Below are 22,116 nucleotides of genomic sequence, written 5' to 3' on the forward strand. Positions count from 1 at the left end.
CCCCCAGATCTACATTATTCATGTCATGATCGACTCCCATTTCTGGCACCAACTCAGAGGCTTTCTTGAATCCCATGAAATTGTGATTGACCGCCCAAAGGGGACTACTCACCCAAGATTCCCGGATTTTTACTACCCCTTCGACTACGGATACCTCAAGGGAACATGCGGCGGAGACGGTCAAGAAATCGACGTCTGGGTTGGCAGCGGAGACCGCTTCTCCCTTACCGGCATTGTCTGTACAGTCGACGGGTATAAGCAGGACACCGAAATAAAACTTCTGGCCGGATGTACAGCTTGTGAAGCAAAGAAAATCCTGGCAGTGCACAACTCAGGACCTCAATCCGCCATTCTCATCATGAACCCAGGTTTTCAAACTCTTGAAGGATAGGGCTCAGAATTACCCGGGGAAAACATCTCGATATCAAAATGCCTGAAAAGTAAAAGGATGTCCTTCAGTACGAACTAAATACCGGGCTATACACCGGCAACCAAGATCAAAAATCGAATGAGATAATCAAATAGGCATGGTCTGATGTCATTTGAGTAAATAGTGAGTATCTATTTCTTCAATGCCGCCATTGAGTGTGCCTGTCGGGACATCTCTCGATATCAACAACTTAGCCGCAAGCAAGGCCTTTAGGGAGTCATGACTACAATCAGCAAACATCCTCTTCAGAAGATCCTCGAAAACCGAATTGCCATTATCGACGGTGCGATGGGCACAACAATCCGCACCTATGGCATGAAGGAAGCCGATATGCGGGGAGAGCGTTTCAAGGACTCAAAGAAAGACTTGCTCAACAACGGCGACCTCTTCTCGCTCACGCAGCCGAAGATGATCTGTGATATCCACCGGCGCTTTCTTGAAGCAGGTGCCGACATCATTGAGACCAATACCTTCGGGGCTACCAGCATCTCCCAGAGCGAGTTCTTCGTAGACGATCCCCGCGAGCAGGGTGGACGTAAGGACCCCGACTTTTACCAGAACATCATCGAGGATCAATTCCTCAACAATCTGGCTTGGGAGATCAACGAAAAGTCGGCTCAGCAGTGCCGGGAATGGGCTGACCGGGTCGCCAATGCGACCTCGCGCCAGAGGTTTGTCGCCGGCTCGATTGGGCCTTTGACTGTTTCCCTCTCGAACTCTCCGGATGCCGATGATCCAGGCTTCCGTGTCGTCACCTTCGATCAGGTCAGAAACGCCTACAAACACCAGATCCGGGCTTTGATTTCCGGAGGAGTGGACCTGCTCCTGGTTGAAACCATCTTCGACTCGCTGAATGCCAAGGCCGCATTAGTCGCTCTTCGCGAAGTCTTTGATGAAGACGGTAAAGAGCTACCCATCATGATCTCGGCCGCAGTTGGACGGGGTGGCGAGACCATGATCTCCGCCCAGACAATCGAAGCATTCTGGAACGCGGTAAAGCATGTGAAGCCACTTTCGATTGGGCTCAACTGCTCCCTTGGACCGGACTTGATGTATCCCTTTCTTGCAGAGCTCTCACAGAAAGCGGATGCAGCAATCTCCTGCTATCCAAATGCAGGACTGCCAAATCCTCTATCTCCGACAGGTTTTGACCTGCAACCTCAGGATATGGGCCGGTTCCTGGGTGATTTCGCTCAAAGGGGTGCGATCAACATTGCCGGAGGCTGCTGCGGCAACACACCGGAGCATATCGCGGCAATTGCAAAGGCTCTCGAAAGCATTCCGCCGCGCGAACAAAAAGCCATGTCGATCGGAAGCGCCGGCAAGAATGCCGAACCGGCTGAGATTAAGCCGCTTCGCTTATCCGGTTCACAGCCATTCACCCAGCAACAGGGCGCCTTCATCATGATCGGAGAGCGAACCAACGTAGCCGGTTCGCCCAAGTTCGCCAAACTGATCAAGGAAGGCAAATATGAGGAAGCGGTCAGCGTAGCTCGGCAGCAGATCGAAAATGGAGCAAACGTCATCGACATCTGCATGGATGAAGGAATGATTGATGGGGTCCCGGCCATGACTCGATTCCTGCAACTTTTAGCCGGTGAGCCTGAGGTTGCAAAGGTCCCCTTCATGGTGGACTCCTCGAAATGGGAGGTCATCGAAGCTGGTCTTAAGTGCCTGCAGGGCAAAGGCATTGTGAACTCAATCTCTTTGAAGGAAGGCGAAGAAAAGTTCCGCGAGCATGCCGCCAAAATCCTGAAGTACGGTGCAGCCGTCGTAGTGATGGCCTTCGATGAACGAGGTCAGGCCGCAACTTATGAGGACAAGATTCGCATTTGCGAACGCGCCTACCGGATTCTGGTCGATGAAGTCGGCTTCCAGCCCGAGGACATCATCTTCGACCCGAATATCCTCACCGTCGCCACAGGCATCGAGGAGCACAACAACTACGCTGTAGATTTCATCAACGCTACGCGATGGATCAAGGCAAACCTTCCGCACGCGAAAGTTAGCGGTGGTGTATCCAATATCTCGTTCAGCTTCCGCGGGAACAATAAGGTCCGCGAAGCGATGCATGCCGTCTTTCTCTATCACGCCATCGCCGCAGGTATGGACATGGGCATCGTGAACCCGGGCATGCTTGAGGTTTACGAGGAGATCGATCCAAAGCTGAAGGAGCTGGTTGAAGATGTTTTGCTGAATCGCCGTCCCGATGCGACCGAGCATCTGGTGGACTTAGGCGAAGCGCTAAAGTCTGCAGGTACTGATACTGTTACGACGGAGAAGAAGACGGAAGAGTGGCGTAAGGGCACAGTCGAAGAGCGACTTACTCACGCACTCGTCAAAGGCATCGACGAATATATCGAGGCCGATACCGAAGAAGCTCGCGCCAAGTTAGGACGTCCTCTTGCCGTTATCGAAGGCCCCTTGATGGACGGAATGGGTGTCGTTGGCGATCTATTTGGTGCTGGCAAGATGTTTCTTCCTCAGGTGGTCAAATCTGCTCGCGTCATGAAGAAATCAGTAGCCTATCTGACTCCCTTCATGGAAGAGGAAAAAGCATCGATGGTTGCTGCAGGCCAGGAAGTCAAGACACAAGGAAAGATTGTTCTGGCCACAGTAAAGGGCGACGTTCACGATATCGGTAAAAATATCGTGGGTGTAGTTCTTGCCTGCAACAACTACGAAGTAATCGACATGGGAGTCATGGTGCCATCCGAAAAAATTCTCGAACGTGCAAAGGCCGAGAAGGCTGATGTAATCGGACTCAGCGGTCTGATCACACCATCGCTCGACGAGATGGTGCATGTGGCGCGAGAGATGGAACGCCAAGGATTCAATCTTCCACTGCTAATTGGTGGAGCAACCACAAGCCGTGCACACACTGCTGTCAAGATTGCTCCAAACTATAGCGGACCCGTGGTTCATGTTCTAGATGCCAGCCGCGCCGTTCCCGTGACAACCAGCTTGCTGAGCGATGACGAGAGCAAAGAGGCATTCATTACTCAAAATCGTGCCGAGTACGATGCGCTTCGCAGGGCACATGCAGCTCCACGGCAATCAATCATCCCGATTGCAACAGCTCGAGCGCGGCGCACTTCTATTCAGTGGAGAATTGAAGATCTTGCTGTACCTGAATTCAACGGCGTTCGAGTGCTGGAAAGCTTCCCTCTCGCAACACTGCGTAGATTTATCGACTGGAGCCCTTTCTTCCATACCTGGGAACTAAAGGGGGTTTATCCACGCATCCTGGATCATGAGGTTCATGGAGCACAGGCACGGCAAATCTTTGAAGAAGCCAATGCCTTATTGGACACAATTATTGAGAAGAATCTGCTTACCGCTCGCGCAGTCTATGGATTCTTCCCCGCAAATGCGATAGGCGATGATATTGAACTGTACACAGATAATACGCGTACGGCAGTACTCGATCGCTTCCACTTCCTACGTCAGCAAGCAAACAGAGAAGGCAGCGAACCATGCCGGGCACTCTCTGACTTTGTTGCACCGAAGGAAACCGGGCTTCCCGACTATATTGGAGCTTTTGCAGTAACCAGTGGAATAGGCCTAAAGGAACTCTGTGATCGCTTCAGAGCAGACCATGACGACTACAACGCAATCATGGCAGAAGCAATTGCAGATCGTTTGGCCGAAGCCTTCGCTGAATGTCTACACAAGCGAGTCCGAGAGGAATGGGGCTACGGACGGGAAGAAAATCTGAGCAGCGAAGAGCTTATTAAAGAAAAATATCGTGGCATCAGACCTGCTCCCGGATACCCCGCCTTCCCTGATCACACGGAGAAAGGAACAATCTGGCAGCTACTCGACGTACAGGCAAAAATCGGCATGCAGCTGACTGAATCCTTTGCGATGTGGCCAGGATCAAGCGTAAGTGGTCTCTACTTTGGACATCCGGAGTCGCGCTACTTTAGCCTTGGCAAGATTGACCGTGATCAAGTCGAAGACTATCAAAAACGCAAAGGAATAAGCCTGGAAGAGATAGAAAGATGGCTAGGCCCAAATTTGAACTATGACCCGGTGGAGACGCTTGTAGCTAAATAACATCCAGCCGGAGTGAGGCCATCAAGTCTCAAATAAATGCCCAGCAGACCAACATGGTTGCTGGGCGTTTGTTTTCAACGATATTAATGCTCTAGCTTTTGGCTTCTTGCAACGTGGCATCCGGAGCGGCAAACAACATGGATATAACAGATCAGCTGGTAAAAGACTTTGATGAGAAAAATCGCACCTCGGCACCAAAGCCCTGAACTGGAGCATTTCAGGCTTGTTCCGCCCAGAAAGGAATGCTTGCGGTAGTCACTCCTCCGGCACAATCGTCGCTTGTGTTAATCCATATCGAGCACAAAGACGAACGGCCTAGAGTACAGCGGAGATCCCCAAAGCCAACACCAAAGACGTAATCGAAATAATCGTCTCGCAGATGGACCATGTCTTGATCGTTTGCTCCACGCTCATATGAAAGTATTCCTTCACAAGCCAGAAGCCTCCATCATTTACGTGAGAAAAGATCAGGGAACCTCCGCCTGTAGCAATGGCTAACAATTCCGGATGAACACCAGGTGTATGTTGAGCCAGGGGAGCAATGATGCCTGCAGCCGTACTTAGTGCGACGGTGGCTGACCCAGTAGCCAGACGGATCAATGCCGCTATCAGCCATCCTAAAAGCAGAATCGAGATGTGGATATGCATCGCGGCTTGAATCATTGCCTGCGATACGCCGCTGTCCTGCAGTATCCGTCCAAAGCCACCGCCTGCCCCCACCAGTAATGTCACCACTGCCGTAGGAGCCAGACATTCATTCGTAAACTTCAGAACCGTTTCTCGGGTGAACCCACGCAGTTTTCCAAGAGTCCAAAAGCTCACCATGACGCCCAGGAACAGTGCCATATCAGGATCACCCAAGAAGTGCAATCCGCGATTTGCAAAGGCCCCACGTACGGCGATTTTGTCGGCCCAGCTACCGACGAGCATCAATACGACAGGAAGCAGTATGGTTGCTATCGTTAAGCCAAAGCTGGGCAGATTCTGTTTATCGCCATGATCGGTAAACTGCTCGGCAATCGGATTACGGTCCTCAAGAGGAACACGCTTCGAAATAAACTTTGCGTAAACCGGTCCTGCGAGAGCAGCGGTAGGGATGCCTACCAATAAGGCGTAGAAAACAGTTCGGCCAATATCGGCATTGTAGATAGTTACGGCTAACAGTGCCGCAGGATGCGGAGGAACCAATCCGTGAACCACGGAAATTCCTGCCAGCATAGGTAATCCAACAAGCACTAGAGACTTGCCCGTTCGACGGACCACGGTAAAAACAATTGGAATCAGGAGAACAAAGGCCACTTCAAAGAAGACCGGCAGTCCGACAACCAGTCCAATCACCATCATGGCCCAATGCACATTCTTCTCTCCAAAAACATCGATGAGAGTGTGCGCAATACGATCTGCGCCACCAGACTCGGCCATCATCTTGCCGAGCATTGTGCCGAGTGCCACAACTACAGCGATATGACCAAGGGTATTGCCCAGGCCCGTTTCGAACGATTTGACAATCGTCTGGAACGGCATCCCGGCGGCAACACCCAAGCCAAGCGAGGTAACCAGAATAGAGAGGAAAGGATTGAGTTTGCCGAGCACGATCAGAAGAATCAGTGCCAGAATCGCGCTCAGTGCCATGCTGAGCAGGAAGATGCTATGACCGTCGATCACAGGAGCATGCACATCCATTCACTCTCCGGGAGAATAGAAACGATTGAAGCAATAATACTCAACGAGCAGGTGCCTTATAGGCAACACAATCGATTTCCACCTTGCAATCGACCACCATGCTTGAAACTACACACGAACGCGCCGGTGGATTTTCGCCAAAGTACTGTCTAAAGACACCATTGAAGGATTGGAAATCCCTCGGGTCGTCCAACCACACGCCGCATCGCACCACATGCTCTGGCCCGTATCCCGCTTCCTGCAGAATGGCTAGGAGATTCTTGATTGCCTGGTGCGATTGGGCAATGATATTCCCCGATACCAGCTCACCATTCACCATCGGGACCTGCCCCGATACAAATAGCCAGCCATCTGCTTCAACCGCGCGAGCAAAGGGTAGATGCTGCCCCCCTGTTCCCTTTCCGCCCTCTACGCCGTAACGCTTAATGCTCATGCAACACTCCTTTCTCGTCTGGAATCATGCTAAAACCCAACATACTCCAGCTATGTCACTGATGTGCCAAAAACCGGCCGGCACGTTTTCCTCTGGTCATGCGATCCGAGTAGGCTAACGAACCATTTACCCAAACAGCTTTGATACCGTCTGCAGGCTGAGCAGGATGGGTAAATGTAGCTGTATCACGCACTTTTTCAGGATCAAAAAGCACGAGATCCGCCATATAATCCTCACTCACCAGACCGCGCTTCAGCAAACCAAATCGTTTAGCAGGCATTCCTGTCATCTTGTGAACGGCGATCGAGAGAGGAAAGAGCTTGAGCTCGCGGCTATAGTGACCCAATACTCGAGGGAAAGTTCCCCACAATCGCGGATGAGGCATCGGATCATTCGGCAAACCATCCGAGCCGATCATCGTCTTGGGATGAGCTAATACCCGATTCACATCTTCTTCCGACATGCAATGATAGATGGCCCCGGCAGGCTGCAACTGCTTCGCGGCTTCGCGCTGATCCACCGCCCAACTACCCGCAATTTGCGCCAAGGTCTTCCCTGCCATCTCCGGATGCGGTTCCGACCACGTGATCATGATCTCTACGCGCTCATCGACCTGACGTATATCCAAGGTGCTGGCACTAGCGGTGTACGGATAACAATCCCACCACACAGGGGGCTCGCCGCCGATCCCGTCCAGCATTCCCAAAACCTCGCCAGTACGGCCCCAGTTGTCAATCCCGGCACACTTCAGATGAGAGATGACGACAGGAACTTTGCTTTGCTGCCCAATCTCCAAAGCCTCATCAATCGCCTTCAGAATTGCTTCCGTCTCGCTCCGCAGATGCGTCGTGTAGATTCCATGGCGATCGGCCAAGACCTTTACGAGCGAGAGGACCTCCTCAGTCGAAGATGAATATGCGGAAAGATACGCGAGTCCGGAGCTCAACCCTAAGGCACCGTTATCCATTGCTTCACGCAATTGTTCCTGCATGCCCTCAAGCTCGGCAGGATTAGCTGCCCGATCAAGCCGGTCCATATGGTTGTTACGCAAGGAAGTATGCCCAATCAGAGCCGCGACATTGATTGAGGGTTGAGCTTTACGAACAGCCTCTACATAAGAAGCAAAGGTCGGATAGCAAAACACATCTGCGTTTCCCAACAAATGCATAGGATCCGGGAGATCTCCATGCAGACGGACCGGCGAAGCACTGATGCCGCAGTTGCCCACAATAACCGTCGTAACACCTTGAGAGAGTTTGGGAAGCATCTCCGGCATACGAATCACATTTGTATCGTCATGAGTGTGAACATCGATAAAACCAGGAGCCAGAACATGCCCAAGGCCATCGACCTCTTGTTCCGCACGGCTGCCCTTCAGGTTTCCGATTGCAGAGATACGATCTCCTTCAATCGCCACATCTGCGAAATACGGCTCAGAACCGCTTCCATCGATGACACTAGCGTTTCGAATCAAAACATCGCAATGAGGAACCATAAGCCTGTTTTACAACAAACATCCCGCTGCAACCTACGGCATTTGAACTATGCAGCCTATCCGCCAGCCGCAGGGCATCTTAAGCAGAGCACAACTGGCTACCTGGCATTCACTCGAAAAGCCAACCATACCTGCGATTTATCAGGGTATTTCCCGCAAAGGTGTAAACGAAATCACAGAGGCATACGCAGCCTTCCGTCAAAGAAGAGCCACTCCGGGGCTCTCGTTTGTCCGGACACGGTATTTATCAAAACGGTATAGCATGCGGAAATAACCCAGGAGGTCTTCGTTGGCAGACATGACAGCTTCTCTATTGCACAACCCCGATGTCGATTCATTCATAGATCCCTTCAACAAGGGATTGGGATCTATGGAGCGGCCAATGAGGGCCGCCGAGATCGCTCAACTGAACTGGAACCTGCTCCATGAGGACTTGAGCCTGCCAACAGCCGTTCTCTATGAAGAGAAACTGATGCACAACTTGCGGTGGATGCAGAAGTTCATCTCTACCTATGGAATGAAATTGGCTCCGCATGGAAAAACCACGATGTCCCCAAAGCTCTTTTCCCTCCAACTGCAGACGGGAGCATGGGGCATTACGCTGGCAACCGCTCATCAGACTCAAGTCGCCTATCGGCATGGAGTCCGCCGCGTTCTCATGGCGAACCAACTGATCGGCCTCCAGAACCTCCGTGTTATTGCACAACTATTGCACGATCCAGATTTTGAGTATTTTTGTCTGGTGGACTCCGCTCAACAGGTTGGACAGCTCGGAGAGTTTTTTCGAAAGGAGGGAAAACGGATATCGGTCCTGCTCGAAGTTGGGGTAGAAGGAGGACGTACCGGCATCCGCAATCCTCAGCAGTTACAGGACCTGCTCGCGGCGCTGAAGAACTATCGTGAACACATCGCTCTCTGCGGAGTTGAAATCTATGAAGGCATCCTGGACAACGAAGATGCAGTTAGTAGCCTCGTCCACCAGATGGTCGGGACGACGCGTCTCCTGGCTGAAGGCAAGTGGTTCGACCGAAGTCCAATCATCCTGTCCGGAGCAGGCTCCGCCTGGTATGACGTAGTGGCAGAAGAGCTGGCGAAAGCAAAATTGAAAGAGTCTGTCGAGCTGATTCTCCGTCCGGGCTGCTATCTGACGCACGATGTCGGAGTCTATCGCACGATGCAGGAGAGAATTCTGGAGCGAAACCCCATAGCCCAGAGCATGCCTCCCGGATTGCTCCCAGCCATGCACGTGTGGGCCTCTGTCCTGTCAATTCCTGAAAAGTGCAAAGCTATTATCGGCCTCGGAAAGCGAGACGCAGCCTTCGATGCGGGATTGCCCTCTCCAGCTCTACACCATCGCCCTGACAGCAGCGCAAAGCCCTCTGCAGCCCCCAGGCACTGGAAGTTGACCAAGATGATGGATCAGCATGCTTTTATGGAAATTACGGAAAGCGACGATCTCAGGGTAGGAGACATGATTGCCTTCGACATCTCGCATCCATGTCTTACGTTTGACAAGTGGCGCACCATCCCAATCGTGGATAGTGAATACCGTGTGGTGGATGTAGTGCAGACGTTCTTCTAGATCAAAACAGGTGTTGCTCAAAACCCAGATGCCCCATTCTTCCGATCAAAAAGACCGAAAGAACGGGGCATCTGGGTTTCCTGGCGTAATCAGCCGCTAAAAGGCCAATCGAGCGGAGTTACGACTCTACACCGTGACACTTCTTGTACTTCTTGCCTGAGCCGCAAGGACAAGGATCATTGCGGCCGACCTTATCCCCGCTACGGCGCTGAGCCACCGGAGAAGCGGAAGAGGCACCGGCCATACGTGCAGCCTCAAGGTCCTTCTGCTTCTTGCGATGGAACTCCTGCTCTAGCTCGTCAATCGTTGTGGAAGGCTGACGAACAGGAATCGCAATTTCTTGCGAAGCCGATGTCCCGTTCCCTTCAGGTCCAGACTCGAGAACCGGCGTTGGAGAAGGTCTCTGGATCTGCGGAATCTCGTTAATCGGCTGACCGTCGGGTCCTACGATCTGCATAAGGAAGAGATACCGAACGGTATCCTCCTGGAAGCGCTCCATCATGCCTTCAAACATGTCGAACGACTCACGCTTGTAGGCAACCAGGGGATCCTGCTGGCCGTAACCACGAAGGCCAATTCCTTCCTTGAGGTGATCCATGTTCAGGAGGTGATCTTTCCAAAGACCATCCATAACGCTCAACATGATCATCCGCTCGTGAAAACGCATGGCTTGGGAGCCGATAATCTGCTCCTTTACCTCGTATTTCTTCTTCAAACTTTCGAAGATCTGTTCCCCTAGCTCGTGACGGCTAAGCTCAGCAGGATTGACTCCAGCGGCGGCCATATCAAGACCAAACTGCTCGATCAACTTCTTTTTCAGGCCATCAACATTCCACTGATCAGGATGAACATTCTCCCCGGCAAATTGATCCAAAGTCCCGCTCAGGATTCCTGCTGCGTAATCTTCGAGGATCAGTTCCTTCTGATCGATATTCTCCAGGAGCTGGCGGCGCAGACCATAGACGGCCTCACGCTGCTTGTTCATCACGTCGTCGTATTCGAGCAAATGCTTACGGGATTCGAAGTTCTGAGCTTCGACCGCCTTCTGCGCAGCCTCGATTCGACGACTAATAAGGCCGGATTCAATGGGAACTCCCTCTTCCATGCCCAACCGCTGCAGAAGAGTTGAAACCCATTCCTTCGCGAAGATGCGCATCAGATCGTCTTCGAGCGAAAGATAGAAACGCGAAGCACCTGGATCGCCTTGACGTCCGGCACGACCACGCAGCTGATTGTCGATACGACGGGACTCATGCCGCTCGGTTCCGATAATGTGCAAACCGCCAGCTTGGACAACCGCCTCATGCTCGTGAACTGCAGCTTCGGCATGGACCGAATAAACTTGGTTCCAAACCTCTTGAGAGGCTTCGAATTCCTGTCCCTGGTAGTAGAAGCGCAGCATTCCGGGAGCAGCAATCGGATTAATCGCTCCCTCGGAAGCACTGATGGCCCGAGCCTGATTCTTCCGAATCAGTTCCTGCTTCGCCACGAAGTCAGGATTACCGCCAAGCAGAATATCGGTACCACGGCCAGCCATGTTCGTGGCGATGGTGACCATTCCCAAACGGCCCGCCTGTGCCACAATCTCGGCTTCGCGCTCGTGATACTTCGCATTCAGCACAACGTGCTTAATGCCCTTACGCTGCAAAATCTGCGACAGGACCTCGGACTTCTCAATCGACGTCGTACCGACAAGAACCGGCTGTTGCTTCTTATGCAACTCCGCGATGTCGTCGGCAACGGCAAAGTACTTTTCCTTAGCAGTGCGATAGACGACGTCAGGTTTCTCGATACGCTGCATCGGACGATTTGTCGGAATGACGACGATTTCGAGCTTGTAGATCTTGTCGAATTCGGCTGCTTCCGTCTCTGCGGTACCGGTCATACCAGAGAGCTTCTGGTAAAGGCGGAAGTAGTTCTGGAAGGTAATCGTCGCCAAGGTCTGGTCTTCGCGGCGGATATTTACACCTTCCTTTGCCTCGATGGCCTGATGCAGACCGTCGGACCAGCGGCGTCCCGGCATTAAGCGGCCGGTAAACTCGTCGACGATAATGACCTCGCCGTCCTTCACGACATATTGGACATCCTTCTTATAGAGGGAATGCGCCTTGATAGCCGTCTCGACGTGATGCTTGAGCTCCCAGTTTTCAACGTCGGCAATATTGCCGATCCCCAGGAGACCTTCGATCTTTACCCAGCCCTCGTCGGTTACTCCGATGGTCTTGTGCTTTTCATCAACAACGAAGTCACCGGTAAGGATTTTGGGTTCTCCCGGCCCCTGCTCGATCTCCTCACCCTTTTCCAGAGATGGAATGATGCGATTTACCCGGACGTATTTATCCGTAGTCTGGTCAGTCGGGCCACTGATAATGAGCGGAGTTCTAGCTTCATCGATCAGGATCGAGTCGACTTCGTCGACGATCGAGTAGTAGTGACCACGCTGCACGCATTCTGACAATTCAAACTTCATGTTGTCGCGCAGGTAGTCAAAACCAAACTCGTTATTAGTTCCGTAGGTAATGTCGGCACCGTAGGCTTCGCGACGCTGGCTGTCGTCCAGGTCATGCACAATCACGCCCACCGTTAAGCCCAGGAACTGGTAAATCTTGCCCATCCACTCAGCATCGCGCTTGGCCAAATAATCGTTAACCGTAACGACGTGAACGCCGTGGCCGGCCAGAGCATTCAGATAGCAAGGAAGAGTGGCAACCAGCGTTTTACCTTCGCCGGTCTTCATTTCAGAGATTTTGCCCTGGTGAAGCACTATGCCACCGATTAACTGGACATCGAAATGACGCATGTTCAGTACACGTCGGCCAGCTTCGCGAACCACAGCGAAGGCCTCGGGCAAAATCTCATCTAAAATCTGTTTTTCCGCCGCTTTACGGCTCTCCGCGTCTTCAATACCGGCCAAACGCTCGGCAATCCGGGCGCGAAATTCTGCGGTCTTGGCGCATAGCTGATCATCGGACAACTGCTGCGTAGCAGGTTCCAGTTCCCCGACTGCCTGAACAGTCGGCATCAGCCGCTTTACGACACGTTCGTTGCTGGTGCCAAAAATTTTTGTAAGAGCACTACCGATCAAGGCCTAGTTTCCTCATATAACAGTGTAACCGCTTGTAAGGAACCCCGCTTCCGCATCTCCCAGAAGTTCCTGCCACGTATCAGAAAGTACAAAATTTTGTAGATTATCCAGCCAAACAGAGGATAAATCTTCAAATATCTTTAAAATCTGTCTCTACTCCAAAGTAACAGCCCGGACGAAGAAGTGCCCCGCCAAGAGATTTCCCGCCGCGCCCCTAATCGTGATCTAAATCACTAACTCTAGGTAAGCACATCACAGGAAAAAATCGAGATATCGAAGTACCTTTCCAAAAGCAATTCCGAGTTCTCACAATGTTTTGGGTTATACGCGTTTTTTCCACTGTAGGAATGAGGGAAGAGATCCCACATTTTCGCTATTTCTTGTGTCCTGGAAACAGGAGTAAGATTCAGCCTTAATTTAGGGATTGATCCTGATATCCCTTTCCAGCGGAGCCTGCTTCCTACGAAGCAGGCAGAATCGTCCGAGGGAATGGGCGTCTCAAGACATTCCTTAGGTTGATTCAATTGAACCGACGCGTTACCTGACTGCATTCAGGTCAGGAGGCGATTATGATTAGGCTCCGCCACGTGCTGACTACCACATTATGTAGTTGGCTCTCGCTCATCGGCCCCCTCTGCCCGCTTGTTTCTACAAGAGTTCTCGGACAGACCGCGGGGCAGCTCATCAGCAGTGTCAGATCCACTGATGAAACTACTGTTCCCAAAGCGCAGCCTTCGCTCACACCCCAGATCACACAAGAGATGCAAGGCGACATCTTCATGGCCAACAGAAAGTACGTTGAAGCCATAAACGCCTACATGCTTGGCCCCTCCGACTCAGCAGTGATCTGGAATAAGTTGGGGGTAGCTTACCATCACCTCTTCGCCTTTCAAGAGGCCAAGAAGCATTACGAGCGTGCACTCAAGATGAATCCTAGATACCCGGAGGCCTTGAACAATCTAGGCTCCGTCTTCTACGAGGAAAAGAACTATCACCGCGCGGAAAAGCTCTATCGCAAGGCCCTGAAGTATGCCCCGGATTCAGCTGTAACCTACAGCAATCTGGGCACCGCATATTTTGCAGACAAGAGATTCACTGATGGTTCTGAAGCGTATCAACGGGCGCTGACTCTCGATCCGGAAATCTTCGAGAGGAATTCCTTAGGCAAAATCGAGCATCAAGGACCTCCAGGACAGCGCGCAACAGTGAGTTATTACCTCGCCAAAACGTATGCCCAGGCTGGAAATACCGACAAGGCAATCGAATATTTACGTAAGGCGTTTAACTTCGGGTTTAAGGATCGCAAGAAATTGATGGAAGATCAGGAATTCGCAGAACTGCGGAAGACGCCCCAGTTCCAAAAGCTCCTGAATGACGAAAATATTCACTGGCAATCGTAAGAACGGTTTATTCCTAATCATGCTCGGGGAAGGAGTGAGTCATACTCCTTCCCCTTTTTCTTGACCCAATGGAGATCGCCCTGATCTTGTTCTCTTTCCATAGAATCTATTTCCGTCTTCGAGGAAACTTGCATTATTCTGAACCTTCCCACAAAAGAGAAGGAGAAGGCATTGGCTAGCGATTCCACGCAACAATCCAGTGGTGTGCAGCTTGGCACAGCCAAAGCTCGAAAGGTTCTTTTCGCTCTAGAACAGAACTGGCAAGCCGAGATGCGCGGTTATCACACTTACCTGGCGCTCTCGGAACGTGACCATGATCCGGTGCGCAAGCAAATTCTCAAGGAACTTGCGCAGGAGGAAGAATCCCACGCAGCGCTTTGGGAGAAGAGAATTCTTGAACTCGGTGCTTCAAAACCTGTCTATAGCGGCCCTGCTCATGGAGATGCCGACTCTCTCGCAAATCGCGTAGGTGGGCCACAACTCGCTCTTCGTCGGTTGGAGATCGATGAAAGCAGAGATATCGCTCGCTATGGACAACAGCTGCGCGAGCTTGAGGATGAGCCCAGCATTGAGATTCTGAAGCAAGTCATCGCAGACGAGGAGATTCATTATCGCGAACTCAGTAGCCTGATTCGCGACCGCTATCCTCAGCGCAAAGAAAAGCCGCACATCGATCCGAAGTCACTGCTGGAAGAACTCCTGGCCAAGCGCAATGCCGGACGCTCCCAAGCAGGAGGATGGATTGGAGACGCAATCTACGGGGTAAACGACGGGCTGGGAGCGATCTTTGGCATCGTCTCAGGTGTATCTGGAGCAACCCTCGGAGATAGCAAATTTGTGCTGCTGGCAGGCATTGCAGGTATGGTAGCCAGTGCCCTTTCCATGGGGTCGGGAGCCTATCTCGCGGCCAAGAGTGAAAGAGAAATCTACGAAGCCGAGCTACAGAGGGAACGTGAAGCCATCGAGATGAACGGAGCAGAGGCTCGGGAGCTGCTCTCCCTCTACTATCAGGTAAAGGGGCTTCCGCAAGAAGATGCCGATCAAGTCGTTGAACATATCGCCAAGCGGCCCGATCAGATGCTCCGTGCACTTGCCGCTGAACGGCTGAATTCGACAGAAGACGCGCTGAGCAATCCCATCACCTCGGCAACTTCCGGCGCCATTTCAACCGCCGTTGGAGCGTTCATTCCGATCATTCCTTTCTTCTTCATCAGCGGATATCCTGCGGTCATTGCTGCTGCCATCATCTCGCTGATAGCGCACTTCGCTGTCGGCGCGGCAAAGTCGTTGATCACGGTGCGCTCCTGGTGGGCAAGCGGCATGGAGATGACGCTGGTAGGAGCCCTGGAAGGCATCGTCACCTATGTCATTGGACTTGGCTTAGGACACCTCGGCGCTTAAGTAGCAAGAGACGCAACTTGGTGTGCGTCTCTCACAATCATTGCTAACCGCTGCAACGCGTTTACCGGCTTGGACGCGTTGCAGCGACTGCCTTCTCCCAACCCCCTCATACTTCACGAAGGGATCACGAACGGACCTTTAAATGATCCTGAAGGAACCGCTCGACACGTTTCTGGATCTCGTCCCTATGGGAAAAGATACAGGCATGTTCACCGCCCTCAATTGCGAGAGATTCGATTCTAGGAACACGCTTCTGAAAGCCCTTCCCATGCGGCACAAAAGGTACAACAGGATCTGCGGTACCATGCACGCTCAAAACAGGCATTGAGATCTGCTCAAGAGGATAATCGACGCTCTTACGCGTTACAGCAATGTCGTTTTCCGTCCCCGGCAAACGAAGCCGGACTCGGTCAGAGGTAATGGCCATAACGGACATGAACAATGGACCGGCTTCCGGATCCTTTAACGTTCGCTCCAACAACACTGGATCGGTGATTGATCGTCGAGCCGCCGTCTCAGGATTCCTTCTTGCGCTTTTGCCAATCAACTTGATCAGAAAAGGATAGCGAGCCGTCCATTTTAGGAGGTGAAAGGCAAAAGGAATTGGGGTGTCCATTTTGCGGCTGCAAGTTGAAAACAATAGCAGGCACCGGCATCTCTCAGGATGGCGTAAAGCAAATTGAATTGCGGCGGGGCCACCTCCGGAGATCGCCATTACCGCAGCATCGTGAATTTGTAACTGATTCAGTAGCTCAGCACAAAGATCGGCTTGATCCTCAGCGCTACGTCCCGAGCTTAGCGGAGTGCCAAGATAGCCAGGCCGAGAAACGGCGATATATCGATAACCGGAAGCTCCCACAGTTCGAGCGAGAATGAGACTCTGGTCATAACCGCCCATGGCACCGTGCAAAGCTAATATCGCCGGGCCCTCTCCAAATGAGGCATATTCCACCGGACCACGTGAAGTATTGATGATTACGGGGCACACGCTATCCGTTAGCGTCCCCGGCAGCTTTCCCTGCAAAGATTCCATAACCTGTCCTTTTTCGAGTGTTCATTGAGGAGGGGAGCCTAAGGCATTTCTCGCAAAGGTGTAGAACAGAGGCACGGAAGTTAAGCACCTCGTCAAAAGTTCACAGTATTGCGAAAGACGCGTTAGGTATGGGCGGAAATCTCCGCTCATTACCTCGCTCCTGGGTGTCCCTGCGCAGAATTGCGCTAGGACCGTTTGCTCATCAGTCGAATAAGTTCGCGTGCTTCCAGCGGCGGTTGCTGCTCGATTCGCCGATACTCACGGCAATCGGGAGTTCTTGCCACCATGCGCCGGTCAATCAGCTCGCGCCGCAACAATGCGGAATCGCCAAACAGATGACTGGACTGGAGCAGGCTGCTTATCTCGTACTCCGTATAGACCTGCTTGGGAGCAAGTCTGGACCAAAAGACCCAGAGACATAGCTCCTGATCGCTGAATTTCGACGGCCAGCTCACCAATCGTGAACTCTCATCGAAATAACGGGATATACGGCGTAGATGGATATAGTCGACAGGCGCAACCGGAGGCTGTGGGCTATTCAGCCGTTCACAAGCCACTACTTGCGAACGAAAATGCTGAAAATTGCGATGCCCGGTAGCGCGAGCAAGCATATTCAACAGCTCGACGTGGCTAGGAGAATGATCACAACTGGCAAGCTGATGATTCAGCGAGCGGACTAAAGCAGAAATATCTTCTGCATAAAAAGGCAGTATCGATCGTGACATCCGAATCCTCTCACTCGTGCCGATCCAGATTAGATTGTCGGTGGTCGCCATCTTCCGACTTGGCACGGGGATAGGGTGTCAGTCGATATACGGGGTTTGGCAGGTTTAGCTCCCTTGCGGGGTTGGCGACGCCTAGGTGAACTGCCGACCAGGAGCAATTATACGATCGGAGTGCGGGATCGCAAAATACTCCTGCGGTCAATACAGGCTTCCCTTATTTGGCTCTAGGGTGGGTACGATCATAGACCTGAGTAATCTGGCTGGAGGTCAATTGCGTATAGCGTTGTGTCGTACTCAATCTTTCATGTCCGAGTAGTTCCTGAATAGCCCGCAGATCGGCTCCCTCCTCCAACATATGAGTGCCGAAGGCATGCCGCAGTGTATGCGGATGCACATCGGCAGAGAGTCCTCGGCTGACAGCAACACGCTTCACAATACGTCCAACGCTGCGAGTGGTAAGGCGGCCATCTCCACGTAATTTCAGATTCAATAAAAGCGCCTGGCTCTCCCGTTGCGCGGCAGAAAGCCGTGCTTCTCTCTCTTTCAAGTAAGTGCGTAAAGCCTCGGCAGCGGCATCTCCAAGAGGCACATAGCGCTGCTTCTTTCCCTTGCCTCGAATTAATATGGCTTCATTCGCCCACTGAATATCTTCCAGGTTGAGCCCAACCAATTCGGCATTTCGAATACCGCAGCCATAGAGCAACTCAAAAATAACGCTATCTCGTGCAGGCCAGGCGGCAACCTCTCCATTGATTTGGTCCGCCAGGCGATTGACTTGCTCGATCGATGGAACTCTAGGCAGATGCTTAGGCAATTTGGGGGTAGACACCAGGGCTGCTACATTTTGCTCAACGCGGCCAATACGAGCCAGCCATCGATACCAGGATCGAATTGCTGCCAGAGCTCTTGCTACCGATGCCTTTGACAATCCTCGATCGTAGAGAACACCCAGATAGGCGCGAATCCGGGGATGCTCTACCTGCGCAATTCTCACCTCTGCGCTCATCTGATCGACCAGATAATCGGCGAAATCGTTCAGCTCCCGTTCATAGGCACGCAGAGTATGTTGCGAAGAGGCACGTTCATTTGCCAGAACCTGGAGATATTCAAAGACCAGTTGCTTTACTTCGGGCTGAGAGCTCATTGCGCGTCATCCTTCTCCCGGCGAGCCCGGGGATGATGCTGCCGATGGATTGTTTTGAGCCTTCCAAGTGCCAGATGTGTATAGACCTGGGTGGTGGAGATATCGGCATGACCAAGGATCGTCTGCACGGTGCGCAAATCGGCGCCATGCTCAACCATATGCGTAGCACAACTATGGCGCAGCATGTGAGGACTGGCGTGATGGTCCATTGACTTCACCAGCTGCCAAACCCATTGGCGAGTCAATGGCCTTCCCCGCACCGAGAGAAATAACCTGGAACGATCGGAATTGCGAGCGCGGCTCAATTGCGGACGAGCCTTTTCCAAATAGGTTTCCAGAGCCGTAACCGCAGCACGCCCCAAGGGGACGATGCGTTCTTTATCACCCTTGCCACGAACCATTACCCGCCCTTCATCCAAGGCCAGATCTTCAGTGCGAAGACCGGTTACCTCGGAGACACGCAGCCCTCCGGCATAAAGCAACTCCAGAATGGCGCAATCACGTAAAGCAGTGGCGTCGTTTTGCTCATGCTCGACCTGAAGCTCTGCCCGGTCCAGCATGTCCTCCACCTCGGATTCTGCCAATGCCTTGGGCAATACCTTCCAGGCCGAAGGGGATTCGATGTTTACCGTCGGGTCATATCCAATTCGCTTGTCCAACAGAAGCCATTTGTAGAAACCGCGCAAACACGAGAGTTTGCGGGCTGCAGATCTGGACTCTACGCCATGCGCCTTGAGATGTTCGAGAAAGCCGGAAATCTGTTCCTGGCGGGCTGTAAGGAGTAGCCCATTTCCCTTTTCCAGGTACTCGCAAAAAATGATGAGGTCGCTCTGATAGGCCTCGCAAGTGAGGGGACGCAACCCTTTTTCGACACGAAGGTATGTGACAAAAGAGCGAATCAGTTCCGAATTAGGAGCAAAGCTCACAGGACTAGCTTATTGCTATTCATGAATTCCTCTTGAAAAGGCCAATGCGACTGTACCAACTTGATTATCTCCTCATCCAAATAGGAAAAGGGGCTTGACCGCCCCTCTGTAACGGCCTCCAAATTTCGTGCAAATTCCCCTGGGATCACGGAGAATGGGAGAAAGCCTACGACAAGGACAAAACTGTTTGCCTAGTACCAAGCCCCTCGCCCCCGTAAAATGGACGACCGAAGAGTTTCAAAACGCTGTTCTGAGCCTCCAGCCTCGCAAGGTGGTATTTGATTGCGATGGAACGCTCTGGAAAGGCGACGCAGGCTCCGGTTTCATGGATTGGTCCATTGAGCAAGGACTAATCTCCCGCAGCGCCATCGACTGGATGGACTCCCGATATCGCGGTTATCAAAGCGGCACAGTAAGCGAACTGACCATCTGCGGAGAGATGGTTCAGCTATACAACGGTCTTCAGGAACAGGAGATCCGGGCAGCTTCAGCAGAATACTTCCGCAAGCGTATCGAACCGAGTATCTTCCTGGAAATGAAAGAGTTAATCGCAAAATTGCAGCGCACCGATGCCGAAATCTGGGCTGTCAGCTCCACAAATAACTGGGTTATTGAAGAAGGAGTTAAGCAATTCGGAATTCCGGCAGAGAGAGTTCTGGCGGCATGCGTCAAAATCCGGAATGGTGTGATTACCAGTGACCTGATCGATGTTCCGACAGACGAAGGAAAGGCTGCTTCTCTTCAAAGAGTCGGACTTCCTCATCCTGATGCTGTTTTTGGAAACTCCATCCACGACGCTGCCATGCTGGAAATTGCGCAACATGCTTTCCCGGTCAATCCGACTCCGGCTCTCCAGGATTTGGCGGCCGAAAGAGGTTGGTCGGTCTATTTCCCGGCTACCTGCGCCTCCTAAGGGGCAATTGCAGAGCTAGATTGCAGGGGGCACCTTTATGGTTCCCCCCGATGACAGCATTGCAACTTTGCGTCTTATCCGCCACAATGCCATCTAAACTACATAGACATGGCGGAAGCAACGACTCAATCCGGTTCTCACGACGGTGTGCGTCAAGTGCGTGCCGTATCGGCAGCACTTATTCTCCGTGGAGACGAAATCCTCATTTGCCAACGGCGGGAAGACCAGCCCATGGCATTGCAATGGGAATTCCCCGGGGGAAAAGTAGAACCGGGAGAAACCCCGGAAGAGGCACTACGCCGCGAATTGGATGAAGAGCTGGGTATTGACGCCGTCGTCGGCTCTCTTGTCACCCGCATTCGGCACACTTACCGCAATGGGAGTGCTGTGGACCTGCAGTTTTTTGCTGTCTCAGAGTTCCATGGGGAGTTGACCAACCGCATCTTCCACGAGATTCGATGGGTCAATCTTAGAGATCTTCCTCAGTACGATTTCCTCGCAGCAGATCGAACTCTCATTAAAGAGCTTGCTACAGGAAAGCTGCTGTAGAGCGCTCTTTTCTTTATTTCTTCGGAAAGAGCATCAGCAAAGAAAGTGCGATCACGATAATCGCAGTCATCCAGGCTACGATGTTGAACCAGCGAGAATTCACATATTCACCCATCAGATCGCGCCGGTTAATGAGCAGCAACATCAGAATGATGACAATCGGCAAGAGAATGCCGTTCAGAACCTGGGAAAGAATTGTCACTTTCACCAGGGGGAAATTAGGAATCAAAACAACGGCTGCACCACCGACAATAAGCAGCGTATAGAGCCAGTAGAAGAATGGTGCCTCTTTGAACCCTTTGTCGACACCGGATTCAAAGCCGAGTCCTTCGCAAACGGTATATGCGGTTGAGAGAGGCAGAATGCTGGCCGCAAAGAGCGAAGCATTAAACAAACCGAAGGCGAATAACAGAAACGCATAAGGACCGGCCAGCGGTTTCATTGCCTCCGCAGCATCTGCGGGAACGCTGATGGCGCCCATCCCGTGAACAAAGAGCGTTGCGGCACAGGCTACAACAATGAACCAGGCGACCAAATCCGTAAAGAAGCTGCCCACAATTACATCCAGTCGCGAAGCAGCATAATTCCGGACATTGATGCCCTTCTCCACAATCGACGACTGAAGATAAAACTGCATCCACGGTGCAATCGTGGTCCCGATCATACCTACAGTCATGTAGGCATAGTCAGCGCTGCGCCATACGGAGCGTGGTGGCAGTTTGACTGTGGCTACCAAGGCATCGTGCCAATCCGGCTGGGAGAGCACGCCAGCGAAGATGTACGCGATATAGACCACAGAAGCAATCAGGAAGACTTTCTCCGTGCTCTTGTAGTCACCTTTCACAACCAAGGACCACACAAGCAAGGCGCAGACCGGCACAGAAATGTACTTGGATACATGAAAGAGTTGCAGACTGCCTGCAATTCCGGAAAACTCGGCGACCACATTGCCAAAGTTCACCACGATGAGCAGCATCATCATGATGAAAGTGATCCGTAATCCAAACTCTTCGCGAATCAGATCGCTCAAGCCCTTACCAGTCACGACACCCATGCGAGCACACATTTCTTGCACGACAATGAGTGCCAAGGTCATGGGCAACATGGTCCATAACAGCGAATACCCGAACTGTGCTCCGGCTTGCGAATAGGTGAGGATGCCACCCGCATCGTTATCGACATTGGCAGTAATAAAGCCTGGGCCAAGTACGGCCAAGAAAAGCAGCAGGCGAATTTTCCAACGTCTGAGCATGGGTAG

The 22,116-nt window shown here is 52.2% G+C and carries 16 protein-coding genes; 7 read left to right on the forward strand and 9 right to left on the reverse strand.

Annotated elements, in window-relative coordinates:
- Positions 1-25 precede the first annotated feature (25 nt).
- Together AC6I7T_RS07895 and metH are read left to right on the forward strand one after the other, a co-directional pair.
- Positions 26-391: a hypothetical protein gene (locus tag AC6I7T_RS07895; protein ID WP_497792808.1), complete on the forward strand. Its 366-nt coding sequence runs from the start codon at positions 26-28 to the stop codon at positions 389-391.
- Between the two features lie 258 nt (positions 392-649).
- Positions 650-4,489 carry a methionine synthase gene (gene metH, locus AC6I7T_RS07900; protein ID WP_497792809.1) on the forward strand — a complete coding sequence of 1,280 codons (3,840 nt, stop codon included), beginning with the start codon at positions 650-652 and terminating at the stop codon, positions 4,487-4,489.
- 315 nt (positions 4,490-4,804) lie between these two features.
- Here metH and AC6I7T_RS07905 read toward each other — a convergent pair whose 3' ends face one another.
- The 3 genes from AC6I7T_RS07905 to AC6I7T_RS07915 are packed head-to-tail and all read right to left on the reverse strand — an operon-like array spanning position 4,805 to position 8,100.
- A complete protein-coding gene (locus AC6I7T_RS07905; RefSeq protein ID WP_497792810.1) occupies positions 4,805-6,172 on the reverse strand; it encodes a GntT/GntP/DsdX family permease in 1,368 nt (455 codons plus the stop codon).
- A gap of 40 nt (positions 6,173-6,212) precedes the next feature.
- Positions 6,213-6,605 (reverse strand): RidA family protein, encoded by a 393-nt coding sequence (locus AC6I7T_RS07910; protein WP_497792811.1) that lies wholly within the window; start codon positions 6,603-6,605, stop codon positions 6,213-6,215.
- 55 nt (positions 6,606-6,660) lie between these two features.
- On the reverse strand, positions 6,661-8,100 hold the full coding sequence (locus tag AC6I7T_RS07915) for an N-acyl-D-amino-acid deacylase family protein (protein ID WP_497792812.1): 1,440 nt from the start codon (positions 8,098-8,100) through the stop codon (positions 6,661-6,663).
- 298 nt (positions 8,101-8,398) lie between these two features.
- Here AC6I7T_RS07915 and AC6I7T_RS07920 point away from each other — a divergent pair, with 298 nt between their 5' ends.
- Entirely contained in the window at positions 8,399-9,682 is a 1,284-nt protein-coding gene (locus tag AC6I7T_RS07920; RefSeq protein WP_497794572.1) for an amino acid deaminase, read from the forward strand.
- A gap of 118 nt (positions 9,683-9,800) precedes the next feature.
- On the opposite strand, the gene secA is transcribed toward AC6I7T_RS07920, so the two are convergent.
- Positions 9,801-12,767 (reverse strand): preprotein translocase subunit SecA, encoded by a 2,967-nt coding sequence (gene secA, locus AC6I7T_RS07925; protein ID WP_497792813.1) that lies wholly within the window; start codon positions 12,765-12,767, stop codon positions 9,801-9,803.
- Positions 12,768-13,336: 569 nt separating this feature from the next.
- Here secA and AC6I7T_RS07930 point away from each other — a divergent pair.
- Together AC6I7T_RS07930 and AC6I7T_RS07935 are read left to right on the forward strand one after the other, a co-directional pair.
- Entirely contained in the window at positions 13,337-14,167 is an 831-nt protein-coding gene (locus tag AC6I7T_RS07930) for a tetratricopeptide repeat protein (protein WP_497792814.1), read from the forward strand.
- 171 nt (positions 14,168-14,338) lie between these two features.
- Positions 14,339-15,568 carry a VIT1/CCC1 transporter family protein gene (locus AC6I7T_RS07935; protein ID WP_497792815.1) on the forward strand — a complete coding sequence of 410 codons (1,230 nt, stop codon included), beginning with the start codon at positions 14,339-14,341 and terminating at the stop codon, positions 15,566-15,568.
- 124 nt (positions 15,569-15,692) lie between these two features.
- Here the strand turns inward: AC6I7T_RS07935 and AC6I7T_RS07940 are convergent, their stop codons facing one another.
- From AC6I7T_RS07940 to AC6I7T_RS07955, 4 genes are all read right to left on the reverse strand, one after another.
- Positions 15,693-16,601 carry an alpha/beta fold hydrolase gene (locus tag AC6I7T_RS07940; RefSeq protein ID WP_497792816.1) on the reverse strand — a complete coding sequence of 303 codons (909 nt, stop codon included), beginning with the start codon at positions 16,599-16,601 and terminating at the stop codon, positions 15,693-15,695.
- 185 nt (positions 16,602-16,786) lie between these two features.
- Positions 16,787-17,326, reverse strand: a complete 540-nt coding sequence (locus AC6I7T_RS07945; RefSeq protein ID WP_497792817.1) for a DUF2087 domain-containing protein — start codon at positions 17,324-17,326, stop codon at positions 16,787-16,789.
- A gap of 214 nt (positions 17,327-17,540) precedes the next feature.
- Complete coding sequence (locus tag AC6I7T_RS07950; protein ID WP_497792818.1) at positions 17,541-18,470, reverse strand: tyrosine recombinase XerC; 930 nt, start codon at positions 18,468-18,470, stop codon at positions 17,541-17,543.
- Positions 18,467-19,396 carry a site-specific tyrosine recombinase gene (locus AC6I7T_RS07955; RefSeq protein WP_497792819.1) on the reverse strand — a complete coding sequence of 310 codons (930 nt, stop codon included), beginning with the start codon at positions 19,394-19,396 and terminating at the stop codon, positions 18,467-18,469. The genes AC6I7T_RS07950 and AC6I7T_RS07955 overlap by 4 nt, the downstream gene beginning before the upstream one ends.
- A gap of 187 nt (positions 19,397-19,583) precedes the next feature.
- On the opposite strand from AC6I7T_RS07955, the gene AC6I7T_RS07960 reads away from it, so the two are divergent.
- Positions 19,584-20,309, forward strand: a complete 726-nt coding sequence (locus AC6I7T_RS07960) for an HAD family hydrolase (RefSeq protein WP_497792820.1) — start codon at positions 19,584-19,586, stop codon at positions 20,307-20,309.
- Between the two features lie 108 nt (positions 20,310-20,417).
- On the forward strand, positions 20,418-20,858 hold the full coding sequence (gene mutT, locus AC6I7T_RS07965) for an 8-oxo-dGTP diphosphatase MutT (RefSeq protein WP_497792821.1): 441 nt from the start codon (positions 20,418-20,420) through the stop codon (positions 20,856-20,858).
- Between the two features lie 13 nt (positions 20,859-20,871).
- On the opposite strand, the gene AC6I7T_RS07970 is transcribed toward mutT, so the two are convergent.
- Complete coding sequence (locus tag AC6I7T_RS07970; protein WP_497792822.1) at positions 20,872-22,110, reverse strand: Nramp family divalent metal transporter; 1,239 nt, start codon at positions 22,108-22,110, stop codon at positions 20,872-20,874.
- Between the last annotated feature and the right edge of the window lie 6 nt (positions 22,111-22,116).

The sequence above is a fragment of the Humiphilus diazotrophicus genome, assembly GCF_059726315.1.

What these genes read in the sequence shown, in the direction of transcription:
- AC6I7T_RS07895 (WP_497792808.1), top strand. Translation starts at nt 26, where the DNA reads ATGATCGACTCCCATTTCTGGCACCAACTCAGAGGCTTTCTTGAATCC.
- metH (WP_497792809.1), top strand. Translation starts at nt 650, where the DNA reads ATGACTACAATCAGCAAACATCCTCTTCAGAAGATCCTCGAAAACCGA.
- AC6I7T_RS07905 (WP_497792810.1), bottom strand. Translation starts at nt 6,172, where the DNA reads ATGGATGTGCATGCTCCTGTGATCGACGGTCATAGCATCTTCCTGCTC.
- AC6I7T_RS07910 (WP_497792811.1), bottom strand. Translation starts at nt 6,605, where the DNA reads ATGAGCATTAAGCGTTACGGCGTAGAGGGCGGAAAGGGAACAGGGGGG.
- AC6I7T_RS07915 (WP_497792812.1), bottom strand. Translation starts at nt 8,100, where the DNA reads ATGGTTCCTCATTGCGATGTTTTGATTCGAAACGCTAGTGTCATCGAT.
- AC6I7T_RS07920 (WP_497794572.1), top strand. Translation starts at nt 8,399, where the DNA reads ATGACAGCTTCTCTATTGCACAACCCCGATGTCGATTCATTCATAGAT.
- AC6I7T_RS07930 (WP_497792814.1), top strand. Translation starts at nt 13,337, where the DNA reads ATGATTAGGCTCCGCCACGTGCTGACTACCACATTATGTAGTTGGCTC.
- AC6I7T_RS07940 (WP_497792816.1), bottom strand. Translation starts at nt 16,601, where the DNA reads ATGGAATCTTTGCAGGGAAAGCTGCCGGGGACGCTAACGGATAGCGTG.
- AC6I7T_RS07945 (WP_497792817.1), bottom strand. Translation starts at nt 17,326, where the DNA reads ATGTCACGATCGATACTGCCTTTTTATGCAGAAGATATTTCTGCTTTA.
- AC6I7T_RS07950 (WP_497792818.1), bottom strand. Translation starts at nt 18,470, where the DNA reads ATGAGCTCTCAGCCCGAAGTAAAGCAACTGGTCTTTGAATATCTCCAG.
- mutT (WP_497792821.1), top strand. Translation starts at nt 20,418, where the DNA reads ATGGCGGAAGCAACGACTCAATCCGGTTCTCACGACGGTGTGCGTCAA.
- AC6I7T_RS07970 (WP_497792822.1), bottom strand. Translation starts at nt 22,110, where the DNA reads ATGCTCAGACGTTGGAAAATTCGCCTGCTGCTTTTCTTGGCCGTACTT.